This is a genomic window from Mameliella sp. CS4, assembly GCF_019392335.1.
Lineage (GTDB): Bacteria > Pseudomonadota > Alphaproteobacteria > Rhodobacterales > Rhodobacteraceae > Antarctobacter.
In genome coordinates, this window is record NZ_JAHXRQ010000001.1 from 443,433 (window position 1) to 457,379 (window position 13,947).

General features: G+C 67.7%; 13 protein-coding genes. 6 read left to right on the top strand and 7 right to left on the bottom strand.

The window, feature by feature from the left end:
* Window positions 1–85 precede the first annotated feature (85 nt).
* Window positions 86–1,741, top strand: coding sequence for a Y-family DNA polymerase (locus KZZ07_RS02040; protein WP_219511921.1), 1,656 nt, complete (start codon window positions 86–88; stop codon window positions 1,739–1,741).
* Between the two features lie 136 nt (window positions 1,742–1,877).
* Complete coding sequence (serB, locus tag KZZ07_RS02045; RefSeq protein ID WP_219511923.1) at window positions 1,878–2,747, top strand: phosphoserine phosphatase SerB; 870 nt, start codon at window positions 1,878–1,880, stop codon at window positions 2,745–2,747.
* 56 nt (window positions 2,748–2,803) lie between these two features.
* On the opposite strand, the gene KZZ07_RS02050 is transcribed toward serB, so the two are convergent.
* The gene (locus tag KZZ07_RS02050) at window positions 2,804–3,799 is read right to left on the bottom strand and encodes an asparaginase (protein WP_219511926.1); all 996 of its coding nucleotides are present in this window, start codon (window positions 3,797–3,799) and stop codon (window positions 2,804–2,806) included.
* 167 nt (window positions 3,800–3,966) lie between these two features.
* Between KZZ07_RS02050 and KZZ07_RS02055 the strand changes: the two genes are divergently transcribed.
* The 4 genes from KZZ07_RS02055 (at window position 3,967) to cueR (ending at window position 8,759) form a co-directional block, all read left to right on the top strand.
* A complete protein-coding gene (locus tag KZZ07_RS02055; RefSeq protein ID WP_219511928.1) occupies window positions 3,967–4,494 on the top strand; it encodes an invasion associated locus B family protein in 528 nt (175 codons plus the stop codon).
* Between the two features lie 145 nt (window positions 4,495–4,639).
* Entirely contained in the window at window positions 4,640–5,824 is a 1,185-nt protein-coding gene (gene rlmN / locus KZZ07_RS02060; protein WP_219511930.1) for a dual-specificity RNA methyltransferase RlmN, read from the top strand.
* Between the two features lie 77 nt (window positions 5,825–5,901).
* Complete coding sequence (locus KZZ07_RS02065) at window positions 5,902–8,373, top strand: heavy metal translocating P-type ATPase (protein WP_255564104.1); 2,472 nt, start codon at window positions 5,902–5,904, stop codon at window positions 8,371–8,373.
* Window positions 8,370–8,759, top strand: coding sequence for a Cu(I)-responsive transcriptional regulator (gene cueR / locus KZZ07_RS02070; RefSeq protein WP_219511932.1), 390 nt, complete (start codon window positions 8,370–8,372; stop codon window positions 8,757–8,759). Before KZZ07_RS02065 ends, cueR begins: the two co-directional genes overlap by 4 nt.
* Here cueR and KZZ07_RS02075 read toward each other — a convergent pair.
* The 6 genes from KZZ07_RS02075 to KZZ07_RS02100 all read right to left on the bottom strand — a co-directional run bounded on the left by KZZ07_RS02075 (window position 8,756) and on the right by KZZ07_RS02100 (window position 13,840).
* Window positions 8,756–9,454: a GntR family transcriptional regulator gene (locus KZZ07_RS02075; protein WP_219511934.1), complete on the bottom strand. Its 699-nt coding sequence runs from the start codon at window positions 9,452–9,454 to the stop codon at window positions 8,756–8,758. The two genes, cueR and KZZ07_RS02075, sit on opposite strands and share 4 nt — an antisense overlap.
* A gap of 219 nt (window positions 9,455–9,673) precedes the next feature.
* A complete protein-coding gene (locus KZZ07_RS02080; RefSeq protein ID WP_219511936.1) occupies window positions 9,674–10,159 on the bottom strand; it encodes a copper chaperone PCu(A)C domain-containing protein in 486 nt (161 codons plus the stop codon).
* A complete protein-coding gene (locus tag KZZ07_RS02085; RefSeq protein WP_219511938.1) occupies window positions 10,156–11,469 on the bottom strand; it encodes an ABC transporter permease in 1,314 nt (437 codons plus the stop codon). The genes KZZ07_RS02080 and KZZ07_RS02085 overlap by 4 nt, the downstream gene beginning before the upstream one ends.
* Entirely contained in the window at window positions 11,466–12,146 is a 681-nt protein-coding gene (locus KZZ07_RS02090; RefSeq protein ID WP_219511940.1) for an ABC transporter ATP-binding protein, read from the bottom strand. The genes KZZ07_RS02085 and KZZ07_RS02090 overlap by 4 nt, the downstream gene beginning before the upstream one ends.
* Before the next feature lie 186 nt (window positions 12,147–12,332).
* Entirely contained in the window at window positions 12,333–12,938 is a 606-nt protein-coding gene (locus tag KZZ07_RS02095) for a 2-dehydro-3-deoxy-6-phosphogalactonate aldolase (RefSeq protein WP_219511942.1), read from the bottom strand.
* On the bottom strand, window positions 12,935–13,840 hold the full coding sequence (locus KZZ07_RS02100) for a 2-dehydro-3-deoxygalactonokinase (protein ID WP_219511944.1): 906 nt from the start codon (window positions 13,838–13,840) through the stop codon (window positions 12,935–12,937). The genes KZZ07_RS02095 and KZZ07_RS02100 overlap by 4 nt, the downstream gene beginning before the upstream one ends.
* Between the last annotated feature and the right edge of the window lie 107 nt (window positions 13,841–13,947).

The window sequence follows — 13,947 nt, forward strand, 5'->3', positions numbered from 1 at the left end:
CGCTCTCGAAACCCCGCCTCCCGGACTCGACTCCGCGCCGTGTGAAAGCTAGAACATAACAAGAACACGCTGCCCGCGATTCCCCATGCCCAACCGCCGTATCCTCTCGCTCTGGTTTCCCCGCCTTGGCGCCGAACGCCTGATCCGCGCCCAGCCCCACCTGGCCGAGGTGCCCTTTGCCACCGTCGCGCAAGAGGGCTCCGCACAGGTGCTGGGCGCGCTGTCACAGGCCGCCTCGCTGGCCGGGCTGCGCCCCGGTCAGCCGCTGCGCGACGCCCATGCCATGTGCGCGGGCCTGCTCACCCGTCCGGCGCAACCCATTCAGGAAAAAGACTTTCTTGGCGCGCTGCACCGTTGGGCGGGCAAGTTCTCGCCTTGGGTCGCGGTGGAACCGCCCGACGCGCTGGTGATCGACCTGACCGGCTGCGCGCATCTCTTTGGCGGTGAGGAACAGCTGGCACACCAGGTCACGCAGGACTGCGCCGACCTTGGCCTGACGGTGCATTTCGGCATCGCCGACACGCTGGGCGCCGCCTGGGCGCTGGCACGTTTCTCGCAACAGCAGGCCGCGCCCGCCCGCTCCGGCGACGCCATCGACCAGGAGGCCCCCGCCACCCGCGCCCGCGCCGGCAAGCGCCGCCACTGGACCCGCGGCGGCACCGCCCCACAGCGCCCCGCCACGCAGGGCATCGGCAGCCGCATCGCGCCCCCCGGCCAGGGATGGAGCGCGCTCTCTCCCCTGCCCATCGCGGCCCTGCGGCTGGAACCCCGTGTCATCGAACAGCTTTCCCGCCTCGGGCTGCGCAACGTAGGGGACCTGCTGGGCCAGCCTCGCGCCCCGCTGGCGCGCCGCTTCGGGCGCGGTCTCGTCGACCGGCTGGACCAGGCCACAGGCGCCGCGCCAGAGCCGGTCTCTCCCAGTGCCCCGCCGGATCGTTTCGCCCTGCGCATGTCCTTTCCCGATCCCATCGGGCTGGAGGAGGACGTGGCAGAGGCGCTCTCGCGCATGACGGACCGGCTCTGCACCACGCTGAAGGCCAGGGGGCGCGGCGCCCGGTCCCTGCGGATCGAGGCGCACCGCTGCGACCACCAGATGTGCTGGCAGACCGTCACCAGCGCCGTGGCCAGCGACCAGCCGCACCGGCTCATGCCCCTGATAAGGCTCAAGATCCCCGACCTCGAGGCCGGTCCCGGCATCGACATACTGCGGCTGGAGGCGGTGATGCATGAACCCTTGCATGCCCGCACCCGCGCCGGCCACCTGGAGGCCGCGCAGCAGGGCAGCCGCCGCATCCACGGCGGCGCCGCGCTCGAGGACCTGGTCAGCCGCCTCGGCGCCCGCCTGGGCATGGAGGCGATCACCCGCCGCGCCCCCGCCGACAGCCATATCCCGGAAAAGGCGGCGCAGACCCTCGCCGCCGCCTGGTCACAACCGACGCGCGACTGGCCCGCGCCCCCCGTGGCCCGCCCGCTGCTGCTCTGGCGGCCCGAGCCTGTCACCGCCCCCGACACGCCCCGCCCGCCGACAAGCTTTCGCTGGCGCGGACGCGACTGGCGGACAACAGGGCGGACCGGCCCGGAACGGATCGCCCCGGAATGGTGGCTGGACGATCCCGACTGGCGCTCCGGCCCGCGCGACTACTGGCGGGTGCAGACTGACCGGGGCGAAAGGCTCTGGCTCTTCTACGCCCACGGCGGCACGGTCTCGCCCGGCTGGTTCTGCCAGGGCAGCTTTGCCTGAACGCCCCTGGCTTCTTCTCTGCAAAAATACTTCCGGGGGAGTCGACCGCAGGGAGACGGGGGCAGCGCCCCCCTCGCCACTGGCCAACCGCGCCCGCCCATGACAATAACGCGGCGACCAAGGATGGAGCCGCCCCATGCAGATCGCCTCTCTCATCGCCAAACCCGGCCAGCTTGACCCGGCGCTGGTCGACAGCCTGCGCAACGCGCTGGGGGGCGGCACGGTCAGCTGGCTGTCCCCGGACGAGGCGGCGGAATTCCCGCTGGACACCACGCCCGGCAACCTCGACGAGATCCGGACCTCGATCGCCCAGATGGCCGATCTGAACATCCTGCCCGAGGCGAACCGGCGCAAGCGAATGCTGCTGGCAGACATGGACAGCACCATGATCCAGCAGGAATGCATCGACGAACTGGCCGAAGAGGCCGGTGTCGGCGCCCATGTAAAAGAGATCACCGCCCGCGCCATGAACGGCGAACTGGACTTCGAGGGCGCGCTGATCGAACGGGTCGCCCTGCTCAGGGGCCTGCCGGAATCGGTGATCGACAAGGTGGTCGAAACCCGCATCACCCTGATGCCCGGCGGCAAGACACTGCTGGCGACGATGCATGCGGCAGGCGGGCATTGCGTGCTGGTCTCGGGCGGGTTCACGGCCTTTACCGCGCGGGTGTCCGCCCTGCTTGGCTTTGACGAGAACCGCGCCAACACGCTGTTGATCGAGAACGGGGCACTGACCGGAGAGGTCGGCCGCCCGATCCTGGGCCGCGAGGCCAAGGTGCAGGCGCTGAACGAGATCACCGGCCAACTCGGGATTTCCGCCTGCGACGTGATCGCCGTGGGCGACGGCGCCAATGACCTCGGGATGCTGACCCGCGCCGGGCTGGGCGTGGCGCTGCACGCGAAACCCTCGGTTCAGGCGCAAAGCGATCTGCGGGTGAACCACGGCGACCTGACGGCACTGCTGTACCTGCAAGGCTATGCCAGGGGCGATTTCGTCACCGCCTGACCAACCCAGTCCCGGGCTTGACCCGGGACCTCACCCCACCTGCGCGGGCGCCCGGCTCAGCCGGCCAGCCCCGCCACGGGGCGGATTTCCCCGGTCACCAGCCCGTCCCAGTTTCGAATCGGCGGGTTCAGAAAGCGCGCCACGTCCGGGTGGTCCGCGTCCATCACCCCCAGCCGCACCATCAGCGCCGCAATCACGCATTCCGAGGCACGCGTCGCCCCGTCCGCGATCTTGACCGCCACACCCAGGCCCCGCGCGGGCAGGATGGCAATGAAATAGCCCTCGGCCCCGGTTTTCAGCGCCACAGGTTCCTTCGCGGCCTGCATCAGCAGGGTGCAGGCGCGTCCCTCTCCCGCGACCAGCACGGGATGGGCGATCATCGCCTCGACAAGCTGCGCGGCGGCCCTTGACTGCGCATCCCCACGTCCCGCCGCCCCGGCGAAAAACGCCATTGCCCGCGCCATGCCCGTCATCGTGGTGGCAAAATTGGGTGCCGAACAGCCGTCGATGCCGAACCCCGGGCTGGTCTCGCCCGTCACCTCCTCAAAGGCCTCGCGGCAGGCCATCTGCACCGGATGCGCCGGATCGACGTAATCCGGCCCCGCCTTCAGGTGCTGGGTCAGCGTCAGAAAGCCGGTGTGCTTGCCGGAGCAGTTGTTCAGCACGCGCCCCGGCTCTTGTCGCTCGCGGATCATCGAGAGCCGCAGGTCCTTGTCCCGCGACGGTTGCGGCCCGCACAGCAGGTCACCCTCGGTCAGCCCCCGCTCCGCCAGCCATTCGCCCACCAGCCGCGCGTGCAGCGGCGCCCCCTGGTGCGAGGCGCAGGCCAGCGCCAGCCGCTCGGTCCCCAGCCCCGCCTCCCGCGCCGCGCCCGAGGACACCAACGGCAGCGCCTGCAGCATCTTGGCGGAACTGCGCGGCAGGATCACTGCCTTGGGGTCGCCCCAGGCGTCGACGATTTCGCCCGAAGATTCGCAGATCACGGCATGCCCGGAGTGCCAGCTTTCGATCACGGGGCCGCGATGAACCTCGACCAGGGGAACCGCTGTCATGAATGACCTCCAACAGTTGAGCGATAATCTGCCACCGGGGCTTTTACGCCCGACTTCTTTCAGGCTATTGTCCCGCCGTCGAGATAAAAACCCTTTCGTGCGCGGGCCATCCGGGACATTCAGGCCCTGTACGGAAGTCGAGGTAGAGACAGCTGGAGGCTGCAGGAATGAAGTCAGGTCTGGGTCGGGGATTGGGCGCGCTTGCCCTTGTGCTGAGCGCGGCTGCAGCAGGCGCGCAGGATAGCAGTACGGCGCGCGTGGACGCCATGACGGACTGGTCGGTGTTCGAAGAGGAAACGCCCCGCGAATGCTGGGCCGTGACCACCTACAAGGAAAGCGTCAACACCAAGGACGGCCGCGTGGTCGCCGTCACGCGGGGCGAGATCCTCTTGATGGTCTTCTTCCGCCCCGAGGCAGGGGTCAGCGGGCAGATCGCCTTTACCGGCGGCTATCCCTTTGCGGACGGGTCGACCGTGAACGTGGTGATCGGTGACAGCGAATTCGAGCTGTACACCGAGGGCGAATGGGCCTGGCCGGCCACGCCGCAGGATGACACCAAGATCATCACCGCGATGAAGCGTGGTGCCGATGCCGTGGTATCCGCCGTTTCCTCGCGCGGAACGACGACCAAGGACACCTTCTCGCTGCTGGGATTCACCGCCGCCTATGACGACGCCGAGGCGCGCTGCTCCTGATCGGGGCGGGACGGCCTGCGGCCGTCCGTTGAGTATTTGAAGAGAGAAGAAACAGGGGCCGCGTGACGAAATGTCATCCGGCCCTTTGGCTTTGCCCGCGAATCCTGTATACGGCGGGCTTCGCGCCAGACAGGAGCCTTTTCGCATGACTGCGACGACGCCCATCACCCAGGATCTTTTGACCGTCCCCCGCAAGCTGCCGGAGGGACCGATGAACATCATCGGCCTGACCCGCCCGCAACTGCGCGAGGCGCTGCTGGCCGCCGGCACGCCGGAAAAGCAGGTCAAGATGCGGGTCAACCAGGTCTGGCAATGGCTCTATCACTGGGGCGTGCGCGATTTCGACGCCATGACCAACCTGGCCAAACCCTATCGCGCGCTGCTGGCTGAAAACTTCGTGATTTCGCTGCCCGAGATGGTCTCGCGCCAGGTCTCAGCCGATGGCACGCGCAAATACCTTGTCCGCATCGCGGGCGGGCACGAGGTCGAGGTTGTCTATATCCCCGAGGAAGATCGCGGCACGCTGTGCATTTCCTCTCAGGTGGGCTGCACGCTGACCTGTTCCTTTTGCCATACCGGCACGCAGAAACTGGTGCGCAACCTGACGGCCGGTGAAATCGTCGGTCAGATCATGTTGGCGCGCGACGACCTGGATGAATGGCCCGAACCGGGCACCGGCACCGGCGTGGACGGCCCGCGCCTCTTGTCGAACATCGTTCTGATGGGCATGGGCGAACCGCTCTACAACTTCGAGGGCGTGCGTGACGCGATGAAGATCGCGATGGACGGCGAGGGCATCGCCCTGTCGCGCCGCCGCATCACCCTGTCCACCTCGGGTGTCGTGCCCGAGATCGCCCGCGCCGCCGAGGAAATCGGCTGTCAACTGGCGGTTTCGTTTCACGCCACCACCGATGAGGTGCGCGACAAGCTGGTCCCGATCAACAAGCGTTGGAACATCGAGACGCTGCTGAATACGCTGCGCGAATACCCCCGGCTGTCGAACTCGGAACGCATCACCTTTGAATACGTGATGCTGAAGGACGTGAACGACACGGACGAGGACGCGCGCCGTCTGGTGAAGCTCATCAAGGGCATCCCGGCCAAGATCAACCTGATCCCCTTCAACGAATGGCCCGGCTCCCCCTACCAGCGCAGCGACTGGTCGCGGATCGAGAAATTCGCCGACATCATCTACAAGGCCGGCTACGCCTCGCCCATCCGCACGCCGCGGGGCGAGGACATCATGGCCGCCTGTGGCCAGTTGAAATCCGCCACCGAACGGGCGCGCAAGTCGCGCGCGCAAATCGCGCAGGAAACCGGCCTGGGCTGAACCAGGAAAAAAATTTGCGTCGGGTCTTTACCTTCCCATGACTGGAACCCCCATATCCGGTCTCAGGAGGCACGACCATGACTGAACTACGATTCGAAGTGACCGGAATGACCTGCGGCGGATGCGCCGGTCGGGCCACGCGCGCACTTGAGGGCGTCGCGGGTGTAACAGAGGCAAACGTCAACCTAGCCAACCGCATGGCCACTGTTGACACCGATACCGACCCCGAGGCGCTGCGCGACGCGCTGAAGACGGCTGGCTATCCGGCAGCCGAACAGCGCATCCGCCTGAGCATCGAGGGTATGAGCTGCGCCTCCTGCGTCGGGCGCGTGGAAAAGGCCCTTGCCGCGCAACCGGGCGTGCTGGAGGCGCGGGTGAACCTGACCGCCCAGACCGCCGAGGCGCTGGTGCTGGCAGGCAGCGTCACGCCGCAGGTGCTGGCCGAGGCCGTGACCGGAGCAGGTTACCCGGCCAAGCCAATAGACGCGGACGAGACGCCCGACGCCACGGCCCGCCAGGCCGAAGAGGCCGCGGCGCTGAAACGCCAGACCCTGATCGCGGGCGCCCTGACGCTGCCCGTTTTCCTGGGCGTCATGGGCGGGCACCTCGTCCCTGCGCTGCACCACTGGATCGACGCCACGCTGGGACAGACCCTGTGGTGGACAGTGCAATTCGTCCTGACGACACTTGTCCTGATAGGACCGGGCCGCCGGTTTTATCGCATCGGCCTGCCGCTCTTGGCGAAGGGTACACCCGACATGAACTCGCTCGTCGCGCTGGGGACGCTGGCGGCCTGGGGCTATTCCTCGGTCGCGCTTTTCGCCCCGGCGCTGCTGCCGGAAACCGCCCGCGCCGTCTATTTCGAGGCGGCGGCAGTGATCGTCACGCTGATCCTCATGGGCCGTTGGCTGGAAGCGCGGGCCAAGGGCCGCACCGGCGCCGCCATCCGCCACTTGCTGGACCTGCGGCCCGACTTGGCCCGGGTCGAACGCGACAACGGGACCAAGGAGATTCCCTTTGCCGAGCTGCAAAAGGGCGACATCCTGCAGGTCCGCCCCGGAGAGCGTATCGCCACGGATGGCGTGGTGATCTCGGGCCGGTCCTTTGTCGAGGAAAGCATGGTCACCGGGGAACCCGCCCCGGTGGAGAAATCCGAAGGCGCGCAAGTGATTGGCGGCACGGTCAACGGTGCCGGTGCCTTGCGCGTGCGGGCCGAAGCCGTTGGGGCGGACACGGTGCTGTCGCGCATCGTCTCGATGGTGGAACAGGCCCAGGGCGCAAGGTTGCCGATCCAGGCGCTGGCCGACAAGGTCGTGCTGTGGTTCGTGCCCGCCGTGCTGGCCATCGCCGCCGTGACGGTCCTGGCCTGGCTGCTCTTCGGTCCCGGCCTGACCTTTGCCTTGGTCGCGGGTGTCTCTGTCCTCATCATTGCCTGTCCCTGCGCAATGGGCCTGGCCACGCCGGTTTCCATCATGGTGGGCACGGGACGTGCCGCCGAACTGGGCATCCTCTTTCGCAAGGGTGAGGCGCTGCAACGGCTGGACGGCGCCAAGGTGATCGCCTTCGACAAGACCGGCACGCTGACCGAAGGCCGCCCGGCACTGGTCCGCAGCGAAACCGCACCCGGATTTGACGCGGAAACGGTGCTGCGCCTGGCCGCTGGCGCCGAACAGGGGTCGGAACATCCCATCGCCCGCGCGTTGGAACAGGCCGCAGGTGCCACCCCGGCCCCCGAAGAGGTCGAGGCCATTCCCGGACACGGGTTGCGCGCCCGGGTCGAGGGCCACGCCGTGCTGGTCGGCAACGCGCGGCTGATGGCGCGCGAGACAGTCGACATTACCCCGCTCTCCGACGTCCTGCACCAGATGGAACGCGCCGCCCAGACCCCGGTTCTGGTCTCCGTGGACGGCAAGCTGGCGGGCGCCTTTGCCGTGGCCGACCGGATCAAGCCCGGCGCCCGCGCCGCCGTGGACGCCTTGAAACAGTCGGGCTTGCGCGTGGCCATGATCTCGGGCGATGCGCGACCCGTGGCCGAGGCCATCGGCGCGGACCTGGGCATCGACCAGATCGAGGCCGAGATCCTGCCCGAAGGCAAGCTGGACGCCGTGCGCGCGCTGCGCGAGCGTTTCGGCCCGGTGATCTTCGTGGGGGACGGCATCAACGACGCCCCCGCGCTGGCAGAGGCCGATGTGGGTCTGGCCATCGGCACAGGCACCGATGTGGCCATCGAAAGTGCCGACGTGGTGCTGTCCTCCGGGGCGGTCGCCGGGGCTGCGAACGCCTTGCACGTCAGCCGTGCCGTGATGCGCAACATCCGTCAGAACCTGGTCTGGGCCTTCGGATACAACGTGGCGCTGATCCCGGTGGCGGCGGGCCTGCTCTACCCGCTCACCGGCATGATGCTCTCGCCCATGCTGGCGGCGGGCGCGATGGCGCTGTCCTCGGTCTTTGTCCTGACCAACGCACTGCGCCTGCGCGGGCTCAAGGGGGCGCTTGGCGACGCCCCCGCCACTGCCCCGGCGCCCCAGCCGCGCGAGGTGACCGCATGAATATCGGAGAGGTCGCGGACCGGGCCGGGCTGCCGGCCAAGACGATCCGCTATTACGAGGACATCGGCCTCGTGAAACCGCCGCGGGATGCCAACGGCTATCGCGCCTTCCGCGAAAGCGACTTGCACAAGCTGGCCTTTCTGGCGCGCGCCCGCGCACTGGGCTTCTCGATCGAGGATTGCCGCGTCCTTGTCGGCCTGTACCAGGACGATCACCGCGCCAGCGCCGACGTCAAACGCGTGGCCGAGGAACACCTCACCCGCATCGACGAAAAGATCGCCCAGTTGCAGGGGATGCGGGACACGCTGGCGACCCTGGTTCACGCCTGCCACGGCGACGACCGGCCCGATTGCCCGATCCTCAAGGATCTGGCCGAAGGGCGTTAGGCGGCGCCCTCTCCCGGGGCCACCGGAACCATCGGCAAGGGATCGGGGCGCAGGGCGCCTTCCAGGTGGCCGCGCGACAGCTCCCAATGCTGCAGCGTCAGGTCAGCGGCCTGATCCGGCGCCCCGCTCTCGATGGCGGCAATCAGGGCCTCGTGCTGCTGCACGGCCTTCTTGACCAGCTTGCGTTCCTTCTTGGTGCCCGGGCTGTAAAGCCCACGGCTCAGGCGTGTCTGGTCGATCAGCAACCGGTTCAACGCGGGCAGCATGTAAGGATTCGCCGCCATCTCGCCGACCTGGGCGTGAAACCCGTGGTCCGCAAGACCCGCCGCCACGTCGTCGCCGCTGTCCAGGGCCGCCTGGAACCGCAGCTGCGCCGCCTTCAACCCCTCCAGCTCCTCGCCACCCCGGACCTCTGCCGCCAGCCGCGCCGTCGTGGCCAGGATCAACGGCGCGCTCTGCAGGAACGCGCGCAACGTGCCAAGTTCCAACGAGGCAACCCGCGCGCCGCGATTTACCTCCAGCCGCAGGTATCCCTCACCGGCCAACACCTGAAAGACTTCGCGCAGCGGCGTACGCGACAGGCCGTATTCGGCGGCAATCCGGCCTTCGTCCAGTTCTGCCCCCGGGGTCAGTTCCTGCAACAGGATCCGCTCACGCAGGGCTTCGCGGCAGATCTCCTTAGGACTGGCATTCATAGCGTTTCCCCCTCCGCTTGATGACACCCTGCATACCGAAAGTATACAAAATGTATCGGCAAGAGGTCACGCCATCCCGGGCTTCGTTTTGGGAAAAATACCCCTGCACGGAAGTCATCGCACGCAAAAACAGACAAGAACACCCAAAGGGACGGTGGGCGGGGCGTTGTTCCGTCCGCAGGACGGGACGAGCGTCCGCCCCCGTCCCCTAAAGCCCCCTCAATGCGAGTGACCCGCGTGACTGTGCTGGCGCGCGTCATCTGCCTCGATCATGACGTCGATCTCCAGCTCCCCCGCCGAGGTCATCAGGATCACCTGCCAATGGTGCCCCTCTTCCAGCGCCACCTGCAGCCCGTCAAAACGGATCGCCAGCCCATCCGGCGCCAGTGCCAGCTGCCGGTCCGGGGCCACAGGGATCGGCGGCAGCGTCTCGAACCCCATCTCGCCGCCCTTCATGCGAAAGCCCACCAACTGGCCTTCAACACCGCTGTCCAGCCGCGCACCCAGAATCTCGACCGGGGCAGAGCCCTCGTTGTGCAGTTCCATGAAAAGCAGCGCAGGGCCGTGGTCGGTGGCATTGGTCCAGGGATGCAGGATGTCCAACCCCCCGATCTCGAAGGCATGGGCCGGCGCATCATGGTCATGCCCGTCTTCGGCAAGAACCGGGGTCGCCATCATCAGCAGCGCGGCAAGCAGGTGTTTCATTGACGTAGATTCTCCACAACAGGGCGCGTCAGAACGACAAGCGCCGGAACAAGCGACAAGAGAGACATGGCCGACAGAAAGCCCAGCGCCAGGGTCACCTCGGCCCAGGAGATCGAAGCGGTCACAAGAATATCCGTCCTTTCGGTCACGATCCGCGACAGGACCAGGACCGCGGCATAGCCGAACGCAAGGCCAAGCACCGTTCCTGCCAGCAGGAGCGAGACGCCATAGCCCCAGACCACCGCCATGACAAAGCGGCGGGGCGCCCCCAGCGCGCGCAGCATGGCCAATTGCCGCTGGAAGAGGCGCGTCAGGATGAACAGCCCCAATAGGACAGAGGCCGCCACCAGCACCTGGGTCACAACGGACATGACCGACATCGCCTGCCGCACATCTCCCATGACACGGTAGAGATCGGCCAGCACGGTGCCGGGGAAAAAGGCCATCGTCTCACCCGCCTCGGTGAATTCCGACCGAAGGGCGTAGTTGGCCCAGAGCTCGTCTGCGTGAACGATCACCGCAGGGGTGCCCGGAAACAGGTCAGGGGCGAAGGGCGGACCGATCCTGTCGCCCTCTTCGAAGGGGTGGCCATTGGCCAGCCCATGCACCTCCCAGACGGTCTCGATAGGTATCAGAATAGCGCGATCCCAGGGCGAACCGCTGCGGGCCATGCGCCCGACGATCTCTATCTGGACTCCGTCATGGGCCTCGGCGTCAGCGCCGCCTCCGCGGCCGTGCGCGGGCGTGAACCTGTCGCCGATCTGCAGGTCGATGGCCGCCCCTGCCACGGCCTCACCGGATCGGGTGAATATCCGCCCCTCGATCTCGCCGTCACTGAGGTAGGTGACGAAATCGGCGATGGTTCCGACCACCGGCGCGCCGTCGTGGCTGTCGCCAAAGGCGACGGGCGCCGCGATCTGCACCTGTGGGTGGTTGGCGATCCGGTCATAGGCCGCCCCGTCCAGCAGGGGGACCGCACTGGGTTGCAGGAAAACCGCCGCCAGCATCATGGTCAGTTCCGATCCGGGCGCCGTCACCACCAGGTCGAATTTCTCCGCCGCCTGCGCGCTGCCGGTCCGCAGCCCCCGTTCCTGCGCGATCAGACCGATGCCCATGCCCGTCGACACCGCGATCAGCAGCACAAACAGCAGGTTGGCCCAGCGAAACCGCCACATCAGCGCGCGGATCAGGGACCAGGGGCGAAACCCCCGCAGCAGAACGCCCCCGACCACCAGCAAGGGCAGCAAAAGCGCCCCGGCGCTCATGAGATCCTGCGCCAGAACCGGCAGGCCGTCCCAAATCTCTCTCATGCCGCCTGCGCCCCTGTATCACCCGTCACCCGCCCGTCCTCAATCGTCAGGATGCGGTCCAGCCGGTCGAGCAGGTGCGGGTCGTGGCTGACCGCAATCAGGGTTTTGCCGCTGGCGCGCACAAGGCTGGTCAGGTCGTCGATCAATGTATCGGCGGCCCGGCGGTCCAGGCTCGCCGTCGGCTCATCGGCCAGCAGCAGGCCCGGATCGGTCGCCATTGCCCGGGCGATCGCCACCCGTTGCCGCTCTCCGCCCGAGAAAGACCCAACCGTGCGGCGGCCCTCCGGGACACCCAGGCGTGCCAGCGCCTCGGCGGCGCGGGCGCTGATCGGGGGGCGGTCGTGGCGCACCCGGAAAAGGCCCGCAAGCCCCGCATTGGCCTGCGGCGACAGTTCGTCGAACAACAGGAAGTCCTGAAAGATCAGACCCATGTTTTTGGCGCGAAAGGCGGTCCGGCCTTCGGGCCGCAGGCGGATCAGATCGACCTCGCCCCAGCACAGGCGACCGCGGGCCTCGATCAGACCGCTGAGCGCGTGCAAGAATGTCGATTTCCCGGCGCCCGATGGTCCGCGAATACCGATCAGCGCACCCGCCGGGGCGGAAAGATCCGCAACCTTCAACAGTGTCCGGGCACCCGCCCGCACCTCCAGGTCAGAGATTTGCAGGGGCAGCGCCATCAGGACACCGCGCCTGTCATGCCGTTGCGCCTGGTGTCACCGAGCCCGTGTTCGGACGGGACGCTTGCTTGGGCGGGAACAGAGGTCTGGGGCGGCATGTGGCGACACGGCATTCCAATTGGGGCGAAGATCCTCCGCCCGTTTCGTTATGTTATAACGTACATTCCGTGCCTTGACTGTCAAGTCTCACCCGCAGGCGGCATCGTAGGCGGCCACCAGGTCGTCGGCGCGCGCCTTGACGTCACCTGCGGACCGGCCCGGTTTGTACAGGCTCGATCCGATACCGAACCCGGTGATCCCCGCCTTTTGCCAGTCGGCGAAATCCTCCGGCCCGACACCGCCCACGGCATAGGTAGCGGCCTCTGTCGGCAGCACCGCCTTGAGCGCCGAGTAGCCGTCGAGACCCAGTTTGAACGCGGGAAAAAACTTCAGCCCGTCAGCGCCGTTGCGCAGGGCGGTAAAGGCCTCTGTCGCGGTGAACACGCCGGGATAGGACAAGAGCCCCGCCGACTTGGCCGCTACGATCACGCGCGGGTTGCAATCGGGCGATACGACCATGCCCGCCCCCAGAGCCGCCAGTTGCCCGACCTCGACCGGGTCCAGCACCGTCCCGGCCCCGATGAGCGCGGTATCGCCCGCCTGGGCAATCATCCGCCGGATGCTCTCGAATGGCTGGGGCGAGTTCAGCGGCACCTCGATCTTTGTGATCCCGGCAGCAATCAGCGCCTCGGTGACGGGGGCGGCCTCGTCCGGGGTCAGGCCGCGCAGGATGGCGATAAGCTCTCGGGTCATGTCGGGTCTTTCATCTGGTGGTAGGCGGCGGTCAGGCCGGCCAGCGTGATGTCACCGGCGGGCAACAGCCGGGGCTGCACCCCCTGCGGTTCAAGCGCCGTGGCATAAGCCGTGGCAAGCGCGTCCTCGCCCAGGATCACGACCTCCTGACCCAGCCAGTAGGGCCGCGCGGCGGCAAGCTCTGCCCCGATCAAGAGGCCCGACAGGCGCGCCCGCGATGCCGCCGATCCGGTCCCGTGCAAGAGCGCATCGGCACGCAGGGTAAACAGAGAAGCCGCAAGACCGGCGGGCCGGGACAGCGAGTCGCCCACTGCGCTGGCAAAGACCTCTGCGTCCCAGCCCTCTTCGGTCATCGTGTGGCGCAGGACCGACTGTTGTCCCAGCAGGGCAAACAGCTCTCCGGTCATGAAGGTCCGAAAGGAAACGATCTCGCGCGCGCTGATGTGAACCCATTTCGTATGAGTCCCCGGCAGGCACAGCACGCCGTCAAAGCGCGGTTCCTGCGCAAGGAACCCGGCGATCTGCGTTTCCTCGCCGCGCATGACATCGGCGGGGCGATCCTGCTGGACCCCCGGCAGGATCTGCACCGACAGGCGTGGGTCGCCTACCGGGGGGCGGATGCCCTGCACCGGCGGCTCGCAGGGGATGGCGGCATAGGGCGCCTCTGCCCAGCCTTGCCGCGCGCCCGCCATGCCGCAGATCACAACCGGCACGGCCCTATCCGGCAGACGGTCGCCGAGGAGATCCAGCAAGGTCGGCTCGAAGGCGTCGGGCGTCAGGCGCGACATGCCACGGTCGGACTCGATCAGCTCCATCGGATGATCCTCCGCATCCATCGGCCAGACTCGCAACCGCGAGGTTCCCCAGTCCACGGCAATCCACGAGAGTGCATCTGTCGACATGGTCCCTGCTCCCTTCCGATCCTTGCGCCGGACCAGGCCCGGCCCCTTCAATGACCCCGCCCCGCGCCCGGATGCAAGCCCCGCGCGGGTTGACATCGCTGTCCGAA

Coding starts and splice junctions, on each gene's coding strand:
- KZZ07_RS02075 (WP_219511934.1), bottom strand. CDS start 9,454: ATGAATGCCAGTCCTAAGGAGATCTGCCGCGAAGCCCTGCGTGAGCGG.
- KZZ07_RS02080 (WP_219511936.1), bottom strand. CDS start 10,159: ATGAAACACCTGCTTGCCGCGCTGCTGATGATGGCGACCCCGGTTCTT.
- serB (WP_219511923.1), top strand. CDS start 1,878: ATGCAGATCGCCTCTCTCATCGCCAAACCCGGCCAGCTTGACCCGGCG.
- KZZ07_RS02065 (WP_255564104.1), top strand. CDS start 5,902: ATGACTGAACTACGATTCGAAGTGACCGGAATGACCTGCGGCGGATGC.
- rlmN (WP_219511930.1), top strand. CDS start 4,640: ATGACTGCGACGACGCCCATCACCCAGGATCTTTTGACCGTCCCCCGC.
- KZZ07_RS02050 (WP_219511926.1), bottom strand. CDS start 3,799: ATGACAGCGGTTCCCCTGGTCGAGGTTCATCGCGGCCCCGTGATCGAA.
- cueR (WP_219511932.1), top strand. CDS start 8,370: ATGAATATCGGAGAGGTCGCGGACCGGGCCGGGCTGCCGGCCAAGACG.
- KZZ07_RS02040 (WP_219511921.1), top strand. CDS start 86: ATGCCCAACCGCCGTATCCTCTCGCTCTGGTTTCCCCGCCTTGGCGCC.
- KZZ07_RS02055 (WP_219511928.1), top strand. CDS start 3,967: ATGAAGTCAGGTCTGGGTCGGGGATTGGGCGCGCTTGCCCTTGTGCTG.
- KZZ07_RS02095 (WP_219511942.1), bottom strand. CDS start 12,938: ATGACCCGAGAGCTTATCGCCATCCTGCGCGGCCTGACCCCGGACGAG.
- KZZ07_RS02090 (WP_219511940.1), bottom strand. CDS start 12,146: ATGGCGCTGCCCCTGCAAATCTCTGACCTGGAGGTGCGGGCGGGTGCC.
- KZZ07_RS02085 (WP_219511938.1), bottom strand. CDS start 11,469: ATGAGAGAGATTTGGGACGGCCTGCCGGTTCTGGCGCAGGATCTCATG.
- KZZ07_RS02100 (WP_219511944.1), bottom strand. CDS start 13,840: ATGTCGACAGATGCACTCTCGTGGATTGCCGTGGACTGGGGAACCTCG.